The organism is Bacillus sp. GbtcB14 (assembly GCF_019091205.1).
In the GTDB taxonomy this organism is placed as follows: Bacteria; Bacillota; Bacilli; order Bacillales; family Bacillaceae_G; genus Bacillus_A; species Bacillus_A cereus_AG.
Genome location: NZ_JAGXJT010000024.1, coordinates 1 through 20,056 on the forward strand (window position 1 = coordinate 1; position 20,056 = coordinate 20,056).

Genomic DNA, 20,056 nt, shown 5'->3' on the forward strand with positions numbered 1-20,056 from the left:
TGTAGTAGATGAATGGCATCACCATTTTCCAAAGCCAATTGATGTAGGTGCTTAAATGTCATTCTATATTCTTTCAGAGTAAAAGTTACTAGTTTATATTCAATTCGAATTTCTTTCAAATGATCCCAAAGTGTATTGTCTCTTTGAGGATAAAGCTTTAGCGAGGATGGACTAGCACCGATTTGTTTTGATATATAATGTATGACTGAATCCGGGATGTTTTTGATATGAGTGTATGGCCAACCGGGATATCGAAGAACAGCTAATTGAACGGCGAACCCTAAACGGTTTTCTTCTCTCCTTCGCTTATTGATAATTTCTAAATCCCGTTTGGAAAAAGTGTAGTAGGTTCCTAGCACCCACTCGTCTTCAGGAATTTGCATAAGGACCTGTCGCTGTTCCGATGTAAGCAATTCTCTACCTCTCGCAACTTTCATACAGTATCATCTCATTTCTGTAATTGTTCAGTTAATTAGTTCAATTATAAATCAATAGAGTGTACTCTATTGATACAATTATAGTAGACTGATAAAATCATAGTTAAGAGTGTCTCATAAGACTTATCTCAAAAATGAGGTGATATTTTGCGGAAAATTGGTTATATACGTGTCAGTTCGACTAACCAAAATCCTTCAAGGCAATTTCAGCAATTAAACGAAATCGGGATGGATATTATTTTTGAAGAAAAAGTTTCTGGTGCAACAAAGAATCGCGGGCAACTTCAAAAAATGTTGCAGGATTTACAGGAAGGCGACATTATTTATGTTACAGACTTAACTCGGATCACTCGGAGTACGCAGGATTTATTTGAATTGATTGATTTAATACGAAGGAAAAAGGCAAGCTTAAAATCACTCAAGGATACATGGCTAAATTTATCAGAGGATAATCCATACAGCCAATTCTTAATTACAGTAATGGCTGGTGTGAACCAATTAGAGCGCGACCTTATCCGTATGCGTCAACGTGAAGGGATTGAGTTAGCAAAGAAAGAAGGAAAGTTTAAGGGGCGTTTAAAGAAGTATCATAAAAATCACGCAGGGATGAATTATGCAGTAAAACTATATAAAGAAGGCGGCATGACTGTAAATCAAATTTGTGAAATTACTAATGTATCTAGGGCTTCATTATATAGAAATCTATCGGAAAGAAACAAATAGTTTTTCCTGATTCTATCAAAAGGTGTATTTTTTCACCAACATTTTTAGGCATGAAATGTCGGTAATTATTATCTATTTTGTTTTAAAGTAAATATTGAAAGGGAGTAAACTTATGGATTGGCTAGAAAGAATGAACAATGCGTTAAACTACATTGAAAATAGCCTGGATGAAGAAATAGACTACAAAGAGATTGCAAAAGCAGCTAACTGTTCTGAGTTTCATTTTTCAAGAATGTTCTCTTCAATCTCAGGTGTATCGCTATCAGAATATATTAGACGAAGACGGTTAACACTTGCAGCATTTGAAATTCAAAAAAGTGATATTCGGATCATCGATGTGGCAATTAAATATGGTTATATTTCTTCTGATACTTTCTCACGTGCTTTTCAAAAAATGCATGGGGTAACCCCTTCCAATGCTCGTAATAGAGGGGTACAGTTAAAAGCCTTTCCCAAAATTTCCTTTCAAATTTCTATTAAAGGAGATACCGAGATGGACTACAGAATTGAAAACCTTGATTTTGAATTAAGAATTGTCGGAAAAAGCAAGCCAGTAAAAACAAGCAGAGCATTTAAAACAATCCCTACGCTTTGGAACACTGCGAAAAAAGATGGATTTATGCAAGAACTAGTAGATATGTCATGGGAAAATCCAAAATGCACGCTTGAAAGCCTTCTGGGGGTTTGCGGAAAAGAAGCTGCCATCACAGATGAACAATTTTCCTATTTCATGGGCGTAAGATACGATGGGGAATCCCCAGAAAATATGGAGACGCTTATTATTCCCGCAAGTACATGGGCAGTTTTTCCGAACATAGTGGATGCATGGAAACGTTTATATTCCGAGTGGGTCCCTACCTCCGAGTATGAACTTGCAAATTTACCGTGTATAGAATGTTATTACGGTCCGAAGCATAAACCAAGACACGAACTCTGGGTCCCTGTTATCCCGAAGTAAATTACATATTCAGTAATAGAATGCTGTTTATGGAGTAACGAAAAAAGAGCCTAATTTCTCAATTTAGGTGATGGGAAATCAGGCTTTTTATATTGGAAATTCCTTATCGTTGTAAATCCGCATTTTCCTGACGCCACCCCGTTATGTACGCGTCAGTTCGACTAGCCAAAATCCTTCAAGACAATTTCGGCAATTGAACGAAATTGGAATGGATATTATTTATGAAGAAAAAACTTCAGGAGCCACAAAAGATCGTGAACAACTTCAAAAAATGTTAGAGGATTTACAGGAAGGTGACATTATTTATGTTACAGATTTAACTCGGATCACTCGAAGTACGCAAGATTTATTTGAATTGATTGATTTAATACGAAATAAAAAGGGAAGCTTAAAATCACTTAAGGATACATGGCTAGATTTATCAGAAGATAATCCATATAGCCAATTCTTAATTACGGTAATGGCTGGTGTTAACCAATTAGAGCGAGACCTTATTCGTATGCGTCAGCGTGAAGGAATTGAGCTCGCAAAGAAAGAAGGGAAGTTTAAAGGACGGTTAAAGAAATATCATAAAAATCACGCAGGAATGAATTATGCAGTAAAGCTATATAAAGAAGGAAATATGACTGTAAATCAAATTTGTGAAATTACAAATGTATCTAGAGCTTCTTTATATAGAAAGCTATCGGAAGGAAAAAAATAAGCATTCATTACTTATATTAAAAATTTCCGGGGATTGTGAAACAACGTACCTAACCAAGCAGGCTATTTCTATAAGGAAGTATCAATATTTGTTTATCTAACTAGGCACGATCATCAAAGGGTTCCGAGTACATTTTAACGGAGATATACGCTAAACTCAGATTTAAAGCAAGGCTGTATTTTCCGAGAACACTTTATAAAAAACAACCTTAGTCAATCACAAACGAAGGTTGTTTTTATAAAGTCATGGTCTAATTAAAACAATTGCTGTCCCAAGAGCATACTTGAGACTGAAAAGGCACCAGCAGGTGGTAAAACATTAGTATATATGGGAGGTCCCAAACGGGGTGTAAAGGTTGTAGCAATCCAATTTCCATATTCACCAGCCAGCAAAGAGGGAGGTTTCATTATAAACCGTCCACTTAAAACGAAATGCCGAATGCTTATAGCGGTCTCATCAAATATTGTCAAGTTGCCAAAAAAGGAGGCATATGGTGAATCGAAACTTATTTGTTTAGCGCTTTCGTCCCAATACCCATTAATCGGAATAGGTATACCACGAAAATTAACTGTACCTACTACTTTGTTGTCTACAATGGAATCAATGGTAAGTATACCTCTAATAATGGATCTCCCCGCAATAGAAGCATCAATCCCCCATACGGATGGAAAGGGGATACTAACTTTGGCTGTCTTTGGAATTTTCAAAATTAACCTCTCCTTGATTATTTTATGTATGGATTGAGTTGTATTTAATCATAATCCTGTAGTAATGATACAGTATATGCACAGAGAATCACTTAGGTGTTTTGTTAAGAAAGAAGCATCAATAATCAATCAGCCTACTGTCTAGATGAAAAGAGTTTGCCTGACCCACGAAAAATATGGAACATTAATTCCTGCTGCTCATACATATGGTCTCGCATTTGGAAAATTTCTTAGCTTTAAAATAAATCATCTGATTCAATGAAATGTAATGCCTATCATCACCTATTTTTATATGTACCTCAGACGAATTCCTATACCTCCGTTACTCTTCGATCATATTGTATTTGTACGAGGTGGTGTAAAATGTTTAAATTATATTTAGATCCTGGTCACGGGGGAGTGGACCCAGGAGCTATTGGCAATGGGATGCAGGAAAAAGAAATTACCTTAAATATTTCCCATAGCATCCGGAATCTCTTGGAAAACCATTATGAAGGCCTGCAAATTAAAATGAGTAGAACAGCAGATATTACGCGCAGCTTGAAAGAACGTACAGATGATGCGAATGCTTGGGGTGCAGATTATTTTCTATCCATCCACGTTAATGCATTTAACGGTTCAGCTCATGGGTATGAAGATTATATTCATAACAGTTTGTCTGATTCATCGAGAACAGCGTTAATTCGGGACATTATGCATGAAGAAATTGTCAAAGTAAATAACTTGCATAACCGTGGTAAAAAAAAGGCCGATTTCCATGTACTGCGAGAAACCAGAATGCCCGCTTTATTAACGGAGAACGGATTTATTGATCATGCAAGCGATGCCCAAAAATTAAGAGACCCGAATTGGCGGCAAGCGGTTGCCCAAGGGCATGTTAATGGGTTAGCACGCGCGTTTAATTTGAAGAGAAAATCGACTAATCTGAAAAGCAATATGGCTATTAAACGTGTAATTGTTGACGGTGTGCAAGTAGGTGCTTACGCAGAAGAAGAAAATGTGTTGAGAACTGTAAAACGCAACCTGAGAACAGCACAAAGGATTATTATTGAAAATGTGTAGTTTCGTTGGGAAAACGGTTGCTTGACTGCGAGCACCTTAAAGTTTTATCAAAATGGATAACTAGGCTGGATGAACAAAATATACGCTAAGCCTTTGATGTGACGGGCTTAGCATTTTTTTCTTGCTCTAAGTTAGTCCGGCCGATATAAGCCAGGACTAGCTTAATATCAGATGAATAGAACGAAGTTGTTGAGGGAATTATAGGGGTACAGCCAACATTTCGGAAGTTTTGTACGCTAAGCGAATTTTAACTAAAAAAAGTCGAATTCCTGTACGCTAAGGAACCGACTTTTTTTAACTGACTTGTTCAACTAAACAAGCTACCGTTTGAAATAGAACTTTATACTTCACTATTAATAAGGATTTCACAAGTTAAATTAAGTTAGAATCTTTCCATATTCTTATACAATTAACTAAGGTTTTTTTTTGGAAAGAAAGTTTATATATATCTGGCATAGCAAGCTTCTTCCAGAATTCAAAATCGTATTGTTCATCAAAATAATTCATCATTAGTACCATAATATTTCCATGTGTTCCTACAACAACATTTTTGCCTTCATATTTATCTAAAGCCATTTCAATGCCTTTAATTCCTCTTTGTTGGGCACTCTTGTTTGACTCTCCACCTTCCCAAGAAAAATCAGGGTTGTCCCAAACCTTTCTAATTGCTTGCTCAAAATCATTAACATCTTCCTTCGTTAGCTTTCTTTCTTTAAATTCATCTACAATTTGAATCTCCCTGCCCAGTGTTAATGCTATTCCTTCAACCGTTTGTATAGCCCTTAAATATGGACTTGAGATAACATGATCAATGTTTTCTTCTCTTAGTAACTCTTTGACTTTGTAAGCATCTTTTAGTCCTTTTTCTGATAAGGGTCTTTTTAATTCCTCTGGTGTGTAAGTAGAATGGGCATGTCTAACCAAATACAAATTTGTTAGCATTGGAACCTCCTAATAATATGTATAATTATTTATAAATCCTTTTTTGTGGAATCACTCCTCTAACACCACCTGTGGGGTCATTAATATCGTTAAAGTATCTTGGTATTAAGTGTATGTGACAATGAAAAATCGTTTGACCTGCTGTCTCCCCACAATTCACTCCAATGTTGTAACCTTCCGGTTTATACCTTGAATCCAATAATGATTTACTTCTCTGAAAACAACGGTGGTAAAATCCCTAATAACAACGGTGTGAAATTCCCCAATAATAACGGATAATTATCTCAAAAACAACTTGGAGTGTAGAGAGATAATGATCAAGGATGGGGAATTTTTTATGATTAAAGAGTATCACTCAAAAGGTTGGACTCAGATTGCTATAGCAGAATTAACAGGCTTTGATCCAAAAACAATACGAAAATACTTAAATCAAAATGAGTTACCAAAGAAAAAAAAACAACCTCACGGTAAATTGAAAACAAGCCTTTTAGATCCATATAAAGACTATTTATTAAGACGGTTAAAGGAAGGTACCACTAACTGCGAAGTGCTTCTTGAGGAAATTCAATCTATGGGTTATCCAGGAAAGATGACTATTTTAAGAGATTTCATCAGACCTTATCGCCAGAAACCAAAGAAACAATCGAGTATCCGTTTTGAAACACCTCCTGGAAAGCAAGCACAGATGGACTGGGCAGAGATTGGAGAACATGAGGTTGATGGGAAGAAACAAAAGCTTTATGTATTTATCATCGTTTTAGGTTACTCCCGTATGAAATACATGGAAATTACAAATACGATGAATATGGAGCAGCTAATGAAATGCCACATGAATGCATTTGCCTATTTTAACGGCGTTCCTGAACACATACTCTATGACAATATGAAAACGGTAGTCACCTTACATAGTCCAACACAAATACGTTTTAATCGAAAGTTCGAAGAATTCCTAGCTTACTATGGAGTTGTTCCGAAAGCGTGTAAACCAGCAAGACCACAAACCAAAGGGAAAGTAGAAAGTGCGGTTGGTTACCTTAAGAAGAATTTTCTGCAAAGAAAACAAAAGAATACACTTCATGAGATGAATGAGATGTTAAGTGGATGGCTGGACAAAGTGGCCAATAAAAAACCGAATCAAACGACGCTTGAGCCACCTCTACAGCGTTTTGAAGAGGAACAAAAACACTTATTACATTGGAATACGAGACCCTTATTCCCAATAAGTAAATGGAAGGTTACTTACGTAACGGAAAGCAGCATGATTTCTTATAATGATCGAAACTATTCGGTTCCTTATCGTTATAAAGGGATGGAAGTAAAGGTGAAGGAAACTCTTGATCATCATTTAGAGATCTATTTTGATCTAGAGTGCATCGCTACTCATCCGATTATTTCTGGGATCAATAAATCATTAACGGATATCAACCACATAAAGAACATAAAAAAAGAGCCAGATGTGACACAAAACGGTTTGGCGACCCGTCACATTCAGCCCTCTAATCATGAAGTGGAACAACGTTCACTTCACGTGTATGAAGAACAATTAAAAGCTGGTGATCACAAATGAACGCACAACTTATAACTGAACGTCTTAAGAAAGTTGGCTTGGTTTACATAGCCAATCAATTAGATGGCATCCTAGAAGATGCCTCTAAACATAATGTAACATATTCTGAATTTCTAAACACCCTTCTTCAACATGAAATTGAACACAAAGAAGGTGCAGCACTAGAAACTAGAATAAAGAAATCAAAGCTACCGTTTCACAAGACTATCGAAGACTTTGACTTCTCATTTCAACCAAGTGTTAGCGAACGGCGTGTAAAAGAAGTAATAACTGGTCGTTATATTGAGAATGGAGAAAATATCTTATTATTAGGACCGCCAGGTGTTGGTAAAACCCACTTGGCGATAGGTTTCGCTATCGAAGCACTTCGTCAAGGATACACAGCTTACTACACCCGGGCCGATGATTTCATTACTTCCTGCCGCAAGGCAGAACAAAGGGGAACCACTTCTCGCCTGGTCCGATCGTTAAGTAGGTGCGATGTACTCATAATTGATGAAATGGGATACTTTCCGTTTGATGAGTTAAGTGCAGATTTATTCTTTCGTATCATTTCAAAACGTTATGAAAAAGGGTCAATTATTTTAACCTCTAACAAATCGTATATTGAGTGGGGGAAAATATTTGGCGATGACGTCCTAGCAACAGCGGTTTTGGATAGATTGTTGCATTACTCCACAACTTTCAATATCAAAGGACAATCATTTAGACTTCGTGAAAAGCAAAAAGCCGGCATACAACCGGCCGTTAATTAGTAATAGGGAATTTTGGACCGCTGAAATTAGGGAAAATAGAACCGCTGTTGACATCTCAATACTAATTTATCTATTGAAAGTTTTTCTTCAATAGTTAAACCAAAATAATCCTCACAGTGTCTCTTCGGTACTATTAACATATGACCTTTATTTACTGGGAATTTATCATAAAAACATTTAGCTTTATCATTTTCAAATACAACACTTTCAATATGGCCTAGTCACAGGGTTGCTGCTCTAGTCCGTCAGATGATTTACATAAAATGTAATTTCTGCAACCGACTTACTGAGGCAACCCTATAGCGCCTTGTCTAAATACCTATACAGCGTGGTCTTACTGATACCAGTCGCCACTGTAATTTGCTTAATTGTATAGTCTTTACTCTTATACATCTTAACAGCCATTTCCACTTTATCTTCTTTCTTAGTAGGTCTCCCACCTTTCTTTCCTCTTGATCTTGCTGCTTGAAGACCAGACTTTGTTCGTTCAGGGGTCCCGCCAACCAAATGACATAAAACCCACGTTAAGACATTTTTTGGAATTCAAATCCTTGATTTAGGTACGCTAAGGGTTGTAACTAAAATGAATATTTTTGCTATAGACGGCAATATTAGGGTGAGTACCAGCGAAGCTGTCACCATTTGCAATAAGGATACGTTAAGATTACAATAAGTTGTTTAAGTTTAACACTTACAATACGCATATCCACCGTACTGTTTTAGATTGATAATATATATTTTCATACTTAGATTCCATTATTATGTATAATAAAGTTAAAAAAATAATGACGCCACTTATGGAGAGTGTATTATGTCAAAAAATGATTCTACCAATTTCGTTTTACATGCAAAAAGTGACCAATTTTACTGGGAAGGAATTGGCCAACTGTCCATAAAAACATTTTGGGTGTTTTTGCCCATCCCCCCGAAAAGGTGGAATAAGGAGTACCTCACTGAAAGATTAGGGAAGTACTCCTTAAACATCGCTTACTCTGTTTCCGATATTACGTTTAATTGGGCTAATTCTTGAATAATTGCATCCAAATCAACAGACTCTTGTTGTATATTAAACTCGTATCTTCCATAGAAGTTAATATGTTGCCATGCAACTGGGGATATTTTTTTCATAACATCCGAATCTAGAGCCTTTGTTTCTCTGTAAGCCAACATATTAGATAAAATACTGGCATTGTAATAAATAATGCAATTGGAGAGTAAGCGACTGCATTCGCCCCAAATATGTTGATCATTTTCATTTTTGAAACGTAATTTTCCAAAATTGGCAAAGGATACTGCTTTGCGTAATTTATGATAACTTTCCCCTCGATTTAATGCCTTTTGAACATTCCGGCGTAAAGGGGGAGAATCAATATAATCCAAAAAATATAGACTTCTTATGATGTTATCGTACTCCCATAAAGCACGTTTGGTTTTGTTCTTCCGTGCATAAGCGCTTAGCTTACCAATAATAATGCTTTGTGTGGTTGTTTTAACTGCAAGGGATAACATAATTCGTTGAATATTTTCCCATTCCTCTATAATAAGATTCGTATTAATCTTTCGAACTGGCTTGATCAGGTTATCTCCATATTGGCTTGGATGTTTGAATCCGTAAAGAGATTTGTTGACCTTATCGTGAATATCCTTGTAGCGAGGCGCAAACTGATAACCAAAAAAGTTCAGGATAGCAAAATTCACTTCATTGGTTCCATGTGTATCCGTGGAATGCACATCAGGCTGAATATCAGTTGTGTTGTTAAATAAAATATCAAATACATAATGACTTTCATGCTCATTGGCCCCAATAATTCGAGCATTAACAGGGATATGGTTGGCTACCATTGTGTAGGAAACAATCCCTTTACCAAGACCAAAGTATTTAGGTGAATGACGGGAATTAATGGTATTGATTCGAGTCTCAACTTTCTGCCCGTCACTACTAGAATGAATCGTCTCCCCAATGTCATAATGTTTAAAGATTGGGAGTTTGGCTATTGCATTACTGATACAATCATTCGCTTCTTTTAAAGTCTCCAGACGAATAAAGTTATCAGATGTGGCAGCCAGTAACGGATAGCTAATATCAGAAATTTCCCCCATTCTCCCTAACCCCATGTTGGTTCCCCAAGCAATCAGACAGGCGACAAGAATTCGATTGTCTTTATTCTGTTTGGCATAACGTCCCAAGATGTGCTCAAATGAGTCAAGGAATTGACAGTGCTGTTGAACAAAATGCAAGACACTCCTAATGTCTATTTGCTTTAATGTATCGTAGAATGAGTGATTAATAGATTCTGTGTCACGAGTATAAGGTAATGTCCATCGGGTATGTGAACCCCGTTTTTTGATTTGAAGATGCTCATTTTTCCCAGATGAAATACTCTGGTTAACTTTAGTAATGCGATCTTCTAATCGCTTCTCAAGCTCCACTAAATGACTATGAATGGGTTGGTTGAAAATCGTCAGACCAGTGTCAGCGATCAACATTTCTTTCTGTTCCCATTGACGATCATTGATCAGGTCATCCTCAAAACTGCGAAATCGGATACTATCACGACAAAAAATATCTCCTGCTTCCAAACGGTTGCGTAGGAGGCGATAGACTAAAAATTCATATCGATCTGCTAAAATTGTTTTTTGTTCATAGATATAACGCTTCACACCATCGGATATGAAACCATTTGGCAAATCATCTGAGTGATATTGTCCTAACGCTTTATTCTTATTAAAAGCAGTTTTCATAAAATTCACTGCTTTAATTAATGGATCATTTGGTGAAGGAGCTACGAAATCAACCTGCAAAAATATAGGTCTTAAATAACGTTTAAATCGTCGTGCCTGCTGACCAATATGTTCCCATTGGAAGGCAGTTTCATCATATTTTATATTTGTAGTAATCTGTTTGGCTACGGATTCCAGTTTCTGACGTTCCAAAATAGTAAATGCACGGTCTTGAATATCCCTAAAGGGAGTATTGGCAGGAATATGATCATCAGTGAATATTTTAAGCAGTTCCCCTGCTTTTTTGATGTCTTGATTACTCTCTGTATAGCACTCGTAAACTCGTTCTTTTGCTGCTAATTTAGCTTCATCTGCATACCCCCTTACACTATATATGAGGGTATTGATCAGGTTGTCATGCATCCGTTGATAACGATGGGATACAAAACATAACAAATAGACATAAACAATCCATACATTCAGCCGTTTGAGCTTGTAGACAGAGTAGTAACTTACTAATGAAGCATAGTACTTGATGCTTTCGTTGGAAATACCTAACTTTGGTAACAGTTCTTGAGCAAGGTAATATAAATGCTGTATTTGTTTACCACGATTCATTTCAAGCTTTATTTCAGTGGCGCTAAAGTCTTTCGGTTCGTGTTTCAGTAGTGTTATTTCATACAGCCCTGAAGAATCTTCAAGTAATCGATCTAAGGATTCCATATCATTCTGTTTTAGATGATCCTGCATCAATGAAATTAATCGGTTTTGCTCATGGGTTATTGCCTGTCCTGTCATATCTTGCATAAAACTATAGCCAGGAACAACAATGCAGTTTTCAGACAAATAATTCATGATTTCTCGAAAGATGTAAATCGGCTTACCACAAAACGCCGCAGACTTTTGAGCTTTTTCCTCCATCTTACGCCGTTCTTCGGCACCGCAACTGTGGTAGTTAAATAATTTAAGAATCAATTGTTGTTGTTTTAACCTAGTGGACTTATCAATTGAACTCAAGTCATCAATTTGACTGTTGTTGAAATGTTCCTTCAGAATATATTGAAGATCCTCTTCTACCTCATGGAGGTCAAATGTAAAAAATAGTTGTCTGGCTTTGAAATAACCCAGTTGTAAAACGAAATAAGCCTTAGATTTGACAGAACGCAATGTGTGTAGCAGCTCTTTCTCTGGCTGTGAAAGAGAAAAATAAGAACAGCGATCTTCGTATGAGAAACCTGGTCTGTCATAAATGATCTTTACTTCATCTTCGCTAAGAATCCTCAACCGTTTTTGGGTAGTTGTATTATTCTCCATATTCATATTCCAATCTCAAATTCCCTGACTACTTTATAAAATGAGTTCTTTTTCAACCCAAGTAAACACATGAACTCAACGCCCGTGATCTCTTTATTTTTCCACTTCGGATAGTGAGAATCTAATAATTGGCGCTGTTCATGGGAAAGGGTCCGTAAATTAAGCTTTGGTCGTCCCAAATGTCTACCTTGAGATTTGGCGAGCGCTATGCCTTCGGCTTGGCGCTGTTTGATTTTTTTTCGTTCTTGTTCGGCCACATAAGAGAGAAGGTTTAGAAACTGATCTTCCATTAACTTTCCGATATCTCCCATCTCTCTATATTTACGACTATCAAATAACGTTTCGTTTTCCAACACGACAATATCTGCTTGAATGTTCCTTGTAATGTGTTTCCATTCATAGATAATCCCTTCGTAATCCCTCCCCAATCGATCTAGGGCATCCAGATAAAGGAGATCCCCTTTCTGCAGGATACGCTTCATCGTCTGGTAGCTGGGGCGATTAAAGTCTTTTCCACTTTGTTTATCAACAAAGATCATTCGCTCTTCGATGCCTAAAGCTAACATTTTTTTGATTTGACGTTCTTCATTCTGATCTGTAGATGAAACGCGAACATAACCGATCTTCACAATGAACTTCCTCCAGAAGATATATTTTCTTCTACTATTTTACTATATTTAGTTTCTAAAGGTATGACGATTTTAGTAAACGTTTATAAAAATATTTTCATAGATTTATAAACGCAAGAACCACCCTTTATTAGACAGGTTTTAAAAGTACACCTTTATAAACAAAAAAGAACCCAAAGAATTGAGTGTGGAATTTTTGCTCCACGTACGGACCATTTAGTTGAACAAGAGATAAATTAAATAGCTAAGGATTGTGAAGTATTTTATAATGATGAATGCTTTTTATTTTAGTCTAAAAATAAGAATAAAAGGGGTTGTTTAAAAAAAACAATAATATATTGCATATGGATAATGATTTATTGTAAAACGATAAATAAGTGAGGTGCATTTTTATGAAACGAGGAACAACTGTTTTTTTAAAGATAGCTGTTTTTCTTATTGGGATTACGGTACTCGCCTTGTGTATATTTTGGTTGCCTTGGTTAGCAAATGATACGGCAGAAATGTTTCCGGAGTTTGCTTTTTTGCAATATCCTGTATTAATCGGTTTGTATGTAACTGTGATACCATTTTTCCTTGCTCTGTATCAAGCTTTAAAACTTTTAAACTACATTGAAAATAACAATGCTTTTTCGGAATTGTCTGTAAAGGTTTTGAAATATATAAAATACTGTGCAATTACAATCAGTATCTTATATTTGATAGGGACCATCGTTCTTATGTCTCAAAACGCCTTACACCCAGGAATAGCAATTATCGGATTAACAATTATTTTTACTTCTGTTGTTATTGCAGTCTTCACTGCGGTTCTTCAGAAATTATTAAAAAACGTTTTAGATATAAAATCAGAAAATGATTTTACGGTCTGAGGTGAAACAGTGGCAATTATAATCAATATCGATGTGATGTTAGCTAAAAGAAAAATGAGTGTAACAGAACTATCTGAAAGAGTTGGAATCACAATGGCTAACCTTTCTATTTTGAAAAATGGAAAGGCTAAAGCGATTCGATTATCAACTTTAGAAGCTATTTGTAAGGCATTGGACTGTCAACCTGGGGATATTCTTGAATATCAAAGTGACATTGACAATCAAGAATCAACCATTTGATAGTTTAAACACATTAAGAAGGAATGTCATAAAATTGTTGAATTTTAACTAATGATAGTTGGCTAAAAGAGAGGAATGGACTAAATGGCTAAAGAAATGTTTGTGCAAATAAGTGATTGTAAACTATATGCTAAATTGATAGGGGAAAATAATGGAAAACCAACAATAATAATGGACGCTGGATATGGAGACTTTTCCAAGGCTTGGGATTCAGTAATTGGGGATATTTCAATGCTCTCTAATGTTCTAATTTATGATAGAGCAGGACTTGGGAAAAGTGAAACAAGTTCAAACCCCAGAACCAGCCGTGAGATGGTAAAAGAATTGAAGGAACTTCTTATTGAAGCCAATATTAAACCTCCGTACATATTAGTTGGTCACTCATTTGGTGGAGTTAATATGCGGATATATGCAACTGAATATCATAATGAAGTTTGCGGACTTGTCTTAGTTGACTCTACGCCTGAAGATTACAGAGAAAGATTTCTCCCAACGATGTCACAAGATTTTCAACAAGCATACAACAAGCAATTTGTTTATGAAGGCAATTATGATGAATTTATGGAAAGTCTAAAGCAATTAAAAGAAACCAGACTTAAATTAAATGTCCCATTAATTGTTCTTTCAGCTGGTAAGAAAGCTCATTATTCAAAGGAATCACAAGAGTTATGGAATGACATGCAGAGAGAGATTCTTGAAATATCCTCAGATGGTGAATTGGTGATTGCTGAAAACAGTGCTCATTTTATACAAAATGATGAACCAGAAGTAGTAGTTAGTGCGATAAAAAAGCTAATTGACATTTTTAAAAATTAAATTGTGGAGGATAATACTTAAACCTTAAACTCCCTCAGTTTAATACGATTTTCTCCCAACCCAAATACTCGCTATCGGGGTGCGTTAGTTTATTAAGTAATTTTATGGAAGAGGTCAGAATTTAGTTATTCCATTAAATGGCGCTATTCTTGCATAAGGAAGCGCCTTTTAACGGGGATTTGTTTTTAGGGAGATCCCTTAATCCACCTTTTCGAGGGGATGGGCAAAAACACCCAAGTTATTTTTATCTATATTGTGTTTATTGTAGCAGTAAATATTTTAGGGAAATCAGCTCTAGCCCAACTTACCCCTCATGATTTTGGAGCGATTCTTTTTTTATCTTAATCGAAAGTTAAAGGAAAGTAGATATCCTTTACCTGAGCTGTTGTCTAATTTAAGAACAACAGGATATCCGGATATTCACGATAATGAATATGCGATTTTGGAAGCAACAGGTGAAATTAGCATTTTTCCAAGAAAAGAATTAGTTCCTATTACTCCAAAAGATTTACATATGAAAGTGGAATACCGCGGATTACCCATAGCCGTTGTCATTGAAGGGAAAGTGCAAAAGCGTAAATTAAAATTTATCAACAAAAATGAAAAGTGGTTAAAGGAAGAACTAAAGGCAAAGGGATATCTTCAAATCAAAGATTTTTTTTATGCTGCTGTTAGAGATACCGATCATTCATTAACCATTAACAAAAAAGATGTTAACGACTAATTTTAAGACGATTTCCTCCCAATATAAATTAATGTTTTCTCTTATTTACTTCTTATTGCATTTACCACTTTCATTTTCCAAATTTATAAAAAATTATACCTATATTTAGGAATTTACCAGATGGTAATTTTCAAAATCACTAAGTCTCTAGTTAGGACAGTGCCCAGATCATTACGCCTTTCTTGATGTCAGAACTTTCCCAACCTTAATTCTCTTTTTTTCGTTCTTAATATCTTATACAAGTTCTTATAAAGGTAGTCCATAATATATAACAGACAATCCCTTCATATTCCATACGTATACTGGTTACATAGTTTGTACATGTTAAGAGTAACAGAAGGAGGGATTCCAGTTGGAGTGGATTTTTTATCTATACCTGTTAAATACGTTCTTTATCTTATTCATAGCAATTTGGGAAGTTCGTCGGCCTGCCAAGGCTTTGAATTGGATAATAATCGTCCTTTTTTTACCTGTCATTGGTTTCTGGCTATATCTTAGCATATCAAACCCTAAGTTTATTCATCGAAAAAGATTGACCTGTTCTAAAAATGAATCTAACAAATTACCTGAGACATTCGGTGCTTCAGCATCGGTAATTGCCAATGCTTTACGGCATTTCACTGTGAATGGGCTTCGAATGGGCCAAGTCCAAGTGTTTAACAATGGGATAGCAAAATATGATCAACTCCTTGTATCCCTGCAAAAAGCCCAAGAAACCATTGATCTGGAATATTTCATCTATCGGAACGACCAAATTGGTAATCGAATCACAGAACTGCTAATCGAAAAAGCATTAAATGGAGTGCAGGTTCGTTTTATGAGAGATAGCTTGGGGAGTTATAAATTCCCGCGTGAAAAAATCCGGCAGATGGTTGAAGCAGGGATAGAATGCAGGACAATATTTCCTCTGCGATTTCCCTGGATTTTGTCCAATTGGAATTATCGGGATCATTGTAAGATTGTGACGATTGACAGAAAGGAATCCTTTACTGGCGGTATGAACGTTGGGTATGAATATACAGGATTAAAGCCAGACGTAGGATTTTGGAGGGACACTCATTTGCAAATTATAGGGGAAGCAACAGGCGACTTGCAGACTGTTTTTGATGTTCATTGGGAAATCGCTGTGCCGGAAAGGATAAAATCAAAAACAAATTTGAAAACAAAATCAGAGGTAACGAAAATCAATTCAATCGGCAGAGCAGATCATTCCAAATGGTCAGCCGAATTGGGATCAGAGTTGAGCACCCTTGATGATAAAAAAATGGACATATCCGGAAAAACTAGGACATTGCATAAAGCGTATATCCATACGTTGGAAGGAAACCCTGGAATTCCTACCCCAGTCATTCGGCAAGCTTACTTTATATGTATAACACAGGCGACCAAGACTATTGATTTAACAACACCCTATTTTGTACCAGAAACGGATATTATCATGGCATTAAAGACAGCAGTAACTCGTGGTGTCCGTGTAAGATTGCTGGTTCCTCGCCACAATAATCAAAAAATCGTGGGTCTTGCAAGCCGTACTTATTACGGAGAACTTATAGAAGCTGGAGTTCAAATCTACCAGTACGACAAAGGAATGATACATGCGAAGGTGTTGACCATCGATGAGGAGATTGCTGCCGTAGGCTCAGCAAACTATGATATGAGAAGTTTTCGCCTGAATTATGAGGTGTGTCAAGTCGTGTACAGTGCTGATGTGACAAGGGAACTCACAGAGCAGTTCGAGAGGGATCTTACTGATTCTGTACCATTAAGAATTGAAGACTTGGTGCAACGATCCCTGACCGAGCGCATTGTTGAACAGGGTGCTCGCGTGCTTTCTCCATTATTATAAGTTGAAAAAACCGGTATTATTTATCTTTCTGATTTTAATTAGCTTACATGTTGTAATATAAATATTTTAAAACATGAGGATTTTTGAAATCGAGTGAAATATAAAATGGAGGAATAAATTTTGGGTGAAGTTTTTTTGGGTTTACTGGCAATCAAAGTCATAGTAGGTTTTGCAACTTTATTTTTTATCATTATCATAACAGGCAGAACATCCATCTATCAGTTAAACCCCGTTTCACTTAGTTTTTGTGTTAGTACTTGGAGATTTTTTAGGAAATAACATTTATGAAGATAAGGTAGGGATTTTTCATTTTTTATATGCCATCGGATTGTGGACGTTTCTTATGTTGGGAATAGAGTTTATGACTCTAAAAAATAAATCGACACGTTCTCTCTTATTAGGCAATCCTAACATCATCATTCGAGATGGTGTTATGGACAGAAAGTTACTTACAAAGAACAAATTGGATGTAAATCAAGTATTGAGTATACTCCGTCAAAATAATGTCTTTTCAGTTCGCGAAGTCAAATACGGTATATTGGAAGCTAATGGGCAAATAAGTTTATTATTAAAATCCAAGTATCAAAAACCAGATCTCAATCTTCCAGAAAGTCCAGTAGACCTCCCAACATCGTTAATTATAGATGGGGAAATTTTATGGGATAATTTACATGAACTCGGATTTGATCAACAGTGGTTAGATAACCAATTAACTACCAATGGATATGATAATGTAAAGCGTATACTTTACGCAGATTGGCGAGAGCGTGAAGGCATACATGTAAGTCCTAAATAAAATTTGTTAGGATAAGAGCACATCAATTTTCTTGGTGAATATAAACTTTAGTCTTCAACAATCAGGCGCTTTAATGAAGTAACTAAAGCCTAATTTTTCACTTATAACACCGAGAAATTAGACTTTTTATATTTTGGTTTCCTTAACGTTGTAAATCCGCATTTTCCTGACGCTACCCCGTTATGAAAAAAATATCCCCAGTTGCATGGCAACATATTAACTTCTATGGAAGATACGAGTTTAATATACAACAAGAGTCTGTTGATTTGGATGCAATTATTCAAGAATTAGCCCAATTAAACGTAATATCGGAAACAGAGTAAGCGATGTTTAAGGAGTACTTCCCTAATCTTTCAGTGAGGTACTCCTTATTCCACCTTTTCGGGGGGATGGGCAAAAACACCCAACTACTTCTCTTCGTCTTTTTACTACTCGTATACTTTTAGACATAATAAAAAAAGAGCCCCCTATCTGAAACGAATTTCAGACGGAAGCTCTCCGCATATGTACTATCATTATCTTCATTTGGTTACACGTAGCACCTTTTTACTATGCGACAATAATTCGCTAATGCCTACGTAGGACGTTTGCGGTTTGTTCCCGCTCAAGTTAAGCGTTAAAAACTCCGACAAACAGCTTTATACCGCACCCTAAAGCACATTTGGTTTCCTTTGTCATATAAGACGTGGTACCGGAAACCACCGCTCTATCCGACTGAGCTATGGGCGCATGATAATAGAAAACACTTCATTTTCTTCTCATAATAATAGCAATAAAATCCATCTAAATCAATAAAAATATCCCCGTAATCCTTTATGACGCTTAGTTATGAGTATATTAACAAAGCACCCCCCTAAATTTTCCAATCATAAATTCACCCCAACTCACAAATTATAATCTTTGAATTGATATTCCAAAGGGGGCTTCATTCAATGACTGTAATTACGAAATTAAAACAAACTGTTTCTGGATTAAAAAGTGCACAAGCTAGCTTAGAGGGATTCGCTCTTGATACGGATAACCAACAAGCTAAGCAACTTTTCCAAACAGCTGCACAGCAAACACAAACGATTATCGATTCTTTAAACCCACGCGTTGAAGAAGTCAAACAAGAAGAACCACAATACTCACAGCAATAACGAATCAGTCTTGCTGTGAAATAGAAAAAGGATGATATGCAGTCATCCTTTTTCTATCACATTACATATTGCAATAGAAATGGAATGATAAATATGCAAAAACTCGGACTCATAACCGTATTATTTGCCCTTCTATTTAGCTCTTTTACCGGATGTGATAATAGTCCTTTAGATAAAAAAGTGAAAGAAGAAGCAAAACGAACGGAGAAAGAGAAAGGTCCAAAGTTAACAAAAACGAGTATGGAATCCTTTAATCAATCTATATCACAAGGAGCCAAGAAAAGAGCTCTCACTATGGATGAAATTATAAAAAGTACAGCAGTAAATTCAAATTTAGATCTCTACATAGCAGTTACACCTGAGCATCACGAAAGATTTGGATTAAAACCTCTCCGTAAGAAGCTCCAAAAGCAGCTAAGTGATGAGCACCCCACTTTCGATGTTCGTGTAAGTACAGATAAAAAAATCTTTATGTTACTTGAAAAGCTTGAAAGAAAAATTAAGGAAAAGAAAGTATCTAAAGATGAAATTAATAAACAATTAAAATTCATTGGTAAAAAAATGGAGTCTAACACTTAACGCTTTTTAAAAGAAAAGGAAGGTTTGCAATGTCTAGTAAAGATAAAAACTTAACCCCTGTGCAACAGGAATATAAAAAATTCGAGCAAGAACGCGAACCGAAGCGTCCTGTCTTAAAAAACTGTATAAAAGCCTTTTTCGTTGGTGGTTTCATTTGCCTAATTGGGCAACTCATTTCTACTTTTTATATTACGTATTTCGATTTCACTGAACGCTCAGCAGGGAATCCAACAGTCGCAACTCTTATTTTCATCTCCATGTTATTAACTGGATTTGGTATATACGATCGGTTTGGTCAATTTGCCGGAGCAGGCACAGCTGTACCTGTCACTGGATTTGGTAACTCCGTTATTGCCGCATGTATCGAACACCGCACAGAAGGTTTTGTACTCGGCGTTGGTGGTAACATGTTTAAATTAGCTGGTTCTGTTATTTTATTTGGTGTATTTTCCGCTTTCGTCATCGCACTTATTAAAACGATTCTCGTTCAATGGGGAGGGCTATAAATGTTACAAGGACACCGAACGTG

At 36.1% G+C, this 20,056-nt stretch carries 22 protein-coding genes and 3 pseudogenes; 17 read left to right on the top strand and 8 right to left on the bottom strand.

Translation table 11 applies throughout. From position 1 onward, the window contains the following. Positions 1-437, bottom strand: a 437-nt coding sequence (locus KVT31_RS28515; protein ID WP_144533882.1) for a DUF4158 domain-containing protein, incomplete at its 3' end; no start/stop codon positions are given. A gap of 147 nt (positions 438-584) precedes the next feature. On the opposite strand from KVT31_RS28515, the gene KVT31_RS28520 reads away from it, so the two are divergent. The 3 genes from KVT31_RS28520 (at position 585) to KVT31_RS28530 (ending at position 2,821) form a co-directional block, all read left to right on the top strand. Continuing rightward, positions 585-1,160: a recombinase family protein gene (locus KVT31_RS28520; protein WP_048548526.1), complete on the top strand. Its 576-nt coding sequence runs from the start codon at positions 585-587 to the stop codon at positions 1,158-1,160. A gap of 112 nt (positions 1,161-1,272) precedes the next feature. Continuing rightward, positions 1,273-2,118, top strand: coding sequence for an AraC family transcriptional regulator (locus tag KVT31_RS28525; protein WP_000383881.1), 846 nt, complete (start codon positions 1,273-1,275; stop codon positions 2,116-2,118). A 127-nt stretch (positions 2,119-2,245) separates the two neighbouring features. Further along, positions 2,246-2,821 (top strand): recombinase family protein, encoded by a 576-nt coding sequence (locus KVT31_RS28530; protein WP_033656251.1) that lies wholly within the window; start codon positions 2,246-2,248, stop codon positions 2,819-2,821. 254 nt (positions 2,822-3,075) lie between these two features. Here the strand turns inward: KVT31_RS28530 and KVT31_RS28535 are convergent, their stop codons facing one another. Further along, entirely contained in the window at positions 3,076-3,528 is a 453-nt protein-coding gene (locus tag KVT31_RS28535) for a hypothetical protein (protein ID WP_000701227.1), read from the bottom strand. A 363-nt stretch (positions 3,529-3,891) separates the two neighbouring features. On the opposite strand from KVT31_RS28535, the gene KVT31_RS28540 reads away from it, so the two are divergent. Next, positions 3,892-4,590: an N-acetylmuramoyl-L-alanine amidase family protein gene (locus KVT31_RS28540; RefSeq protein ID WP_000475617.1), complete on the top strand. Its 699-nt coding sequence runs from the start codon at positions 3,892-3,894 to the stop codon at positions 4,588-4,590. Positions 4,591-4,962: 372 nt separating this feature from the next. Here KVT31_RS28540 and KVT31_RS28545 read toward each other — a convergent pair whose 3' ends face one another. Next, positions 4,963-5,532 (bottom strand): histidine phosphatase family protein, encoded by a 570-nt coding sequence (locus KVT31_RS28545; protein WP_000957215.1) that lies wholly within the window; start codon positions 5,530-5,532, stop codon positions 4,963-4,965. 25 nt (positions 5,533-5,557) lie between these two features. Then, on the bottom strand, positions 5,558-5,731 hold the full coding sequence (locus KVT31_RS28550; protein WP_014315595.1) for an HIT family protein: 174 nt from the start codon (positions 5,729-5,731) through the stop codon (positions 5,558-5,560). Between the two features lie 114 nt (positions 5,732-5,845). Between KVT31_RS28550 and istA the strand changes: the two genes are divergently transcribed. Together istA and istB are read left to right on the top strand one after the other, a co-directional pair. Then, on the top strand, positions 5,846-7,099 hold the full coding sequence (istA, locus tag KVT31_RS28555; protein WP_000588560.1) for an IS21-like element ISBce16 family transposase: 1,254 nt from the start codon (positions 5,846-5,848) through the stop codon (positions 7,097-7,099). Next, positions 7,096-7,854, top strand: a complete 759-nt coding sequence (gene istB / locus KVT31_RS28560) for an IS21-like element ISBce16 family helper ATPase IstB (protein WP_000993737.1) — start codon at positions 7,096-7,098, stop codon at positions 7,852-7,854. Before istA ends, istB begins: the two co-directional genes overlap by 4 nt. A 26-nt stretch (positions 7,855-7,880) precedes the next feature. Here the strand turns inward: istB and KVT31_RS30815 are convergent, their stop codons facing one another. Together KVT31_RS30815 and KVT31_RS28570 are read right to left on the bottom strand one after the other, a co-directional pair. Continuing rightward, positions 7,881-8,066: an HIT family protein gene (locus KVT31_RS30815; protein ID WP_078214948.1), complete on the bottom strand. Its 186-nt coding sequence runs from the start codon at positions 8,064-8,066 to the stop codon at positions 7,881-7,883. An 85-nt stretch (positions 8,067-8,151) separates the two neighbouring features. Beyond that, a pseudogene (locus KVT31_RS28570) lies at positions 8,152-8,343 on the bottom strand (helix-turn-helix domain-containing protein); the annotation flags it as partial. Positions 8,344-8,665: 322 nt separating this feature from the next. Between KVT31_RS28570 and KVT31_RS30500 the strand changes: the two are divergent. Beyond that, positions 8,666-8,758: pseudogene (locus KVT31_RS30500) on the top strand (AraC family transcriptional regulator); the annotation flags it as partial. 83 nt (positions 8,759-8,841) lie between these two features. Here KVT31_RS30500 and KVT31_RS28575 read toward each other — a convergent pair. Next, the gene (locus KVT31_RS28575; protein WP_012477907.1) at positions 8,842-11,889 is read right to left on the bottom strand and encodes a Tn3 family transposase; all 3,048 of its coding nucleotides are present in this window, start codon (positions 11,887-11,889) and stop codon (positions 8,842-8,844) included. A gap of 2 nt (positions 11,890-11,891) precedes the next feature. Beyond that, positions 11,892-12,518 carry a recombinase family protein gene (locus KVT31_RS28580; RefSeq protein ID WP_065382358.1) on the bottom strand — a complete coding sequence of 209 codons (627 nt, stop codon included), beginning with the start codon at positions 12,516-12,518 and terminating at the stop codon, positions 11,892-11,894. Positions 12,519-12,910: 392 nt separating this feature from the next. On the opposite strand from KVT31_RS28580, the gene KVT31_RS28585 reads away from it, so the two are divergent. The 10 genes and pseudogenes from KVT31_RS28585 to spoVAC all read left to right on the top strand — a co-directional run bounded on the left by KVT31_RS28585 (position 12,911) and on the right by spoVAC (position 20,033). Next, complete coding sequence (locus tag KVT31_RS28585; protein WP_000820334.1) at positions 12,911-13,387, top strand: DUF2975 domain-containing protein; 477 nt, start codon at positions 12,911-12,913, stop codon at positions 13,385-13,387. 9 nt (positions 13,388-13,396) lie between these two features. Continuing rightward, positions 13,397-13,627, top strand: coding sequence for a helix-turn-helix domain-containing protein (locus KVT31_RS28590; protein WP_000974627.1), 231 nt, complete (start codon positions 13,397-13,399; stop codon positions 13,625-13,627). Positions 13,628-13,711: 84 nt separating this feature from the next. Then, complete coding sequence (locus KVT31_RS28595; RefSeq protein WP_001040756.1) at positions 13,712-14,443, top strand: alpha/beta fold hydrolase; 732 nt, start codon at positions 13,712-13,714, stop codon at positions 14,441-14,443. Between the two features lie 219 nt (positions 14,444-14,662). Next, a pseudogene (locus KVT31_RS28600) lies at positions 14,663-15,167 on the top strand (DUF421 domain-containing protein). Positions 15,168-15,519: 352 nt separating this feature from the next. Further along, entirely contained in the window at positions 15,520-17,013 is a 1,494-nt protein-coding gene (locus KVT31_RS28605; protein ID WP_000454745.1) for a phospholipase D-like domain-containing protein, read from the top strand. 247 nt (positions 17,014-17,260) lie between these two features. Then, positions 17,261-17,809 carry a DUF421 domain-containing protein gene (locus tag KVT31_RS28610; RefSeq protein WP_002029079.1) on the top strand — a complete coding sequence of 183 codons (549 nt, stop codon included), beginning with the start codon at positions 17,261-17,263 and terminating at the stop codon, positions 17,807-17,809. 182 nt (positions 17,810-17,991) lie between these two features. Next, complete coding sequence (locus KVT31_RS28615; protein WP_000724271.1) at positions 17,992-18,132, top strand: hypothetical protein; 141 nt, start codon at positions 17,992-17,994, stop codon at positions 18,130-18,132. Positions 18,133-18,741: 609 nt separating this feature from the next. Further along, positions 18,742-18,948, top strand: a complete 207-nt coding sequence (locus tag KVT31_RS28620; protein ID WP_000216164.1) for a DUF1657 domain-containing protein — start codon at positions 18,742-18,744, stop codon at positions 18,946-18,948. A 93-nt stretch (positions 18,949-19,041) separates the two neighbouring features. After that, on the top strand, positions 19,042-19,527 hold the full coding sequence (locus KVT31_RS28625) for a YhcN/YlaJ family sporulation lipoprotein (RefSeq protein WP_001170598.1): 486 nt from the start codon (positions 19,042-19,044) through the stop codon (positions 19,525-19,527). 29 nt (positions 19,528-19,556) lie between these two features. Next, on the top strand, positions 19,557-20,033 hold the full coding sequence (spoVAC, locus tag KVT31_RS28630; protein ID WP_000095403.1) for a stage V sporulation protein AC: 477 nt from the start codon (positions 19,557-19,559) through the stop codon (positions 20,031-20,033). Positions 20,034-20,056 lie beyond the last annotated feature (23 nt).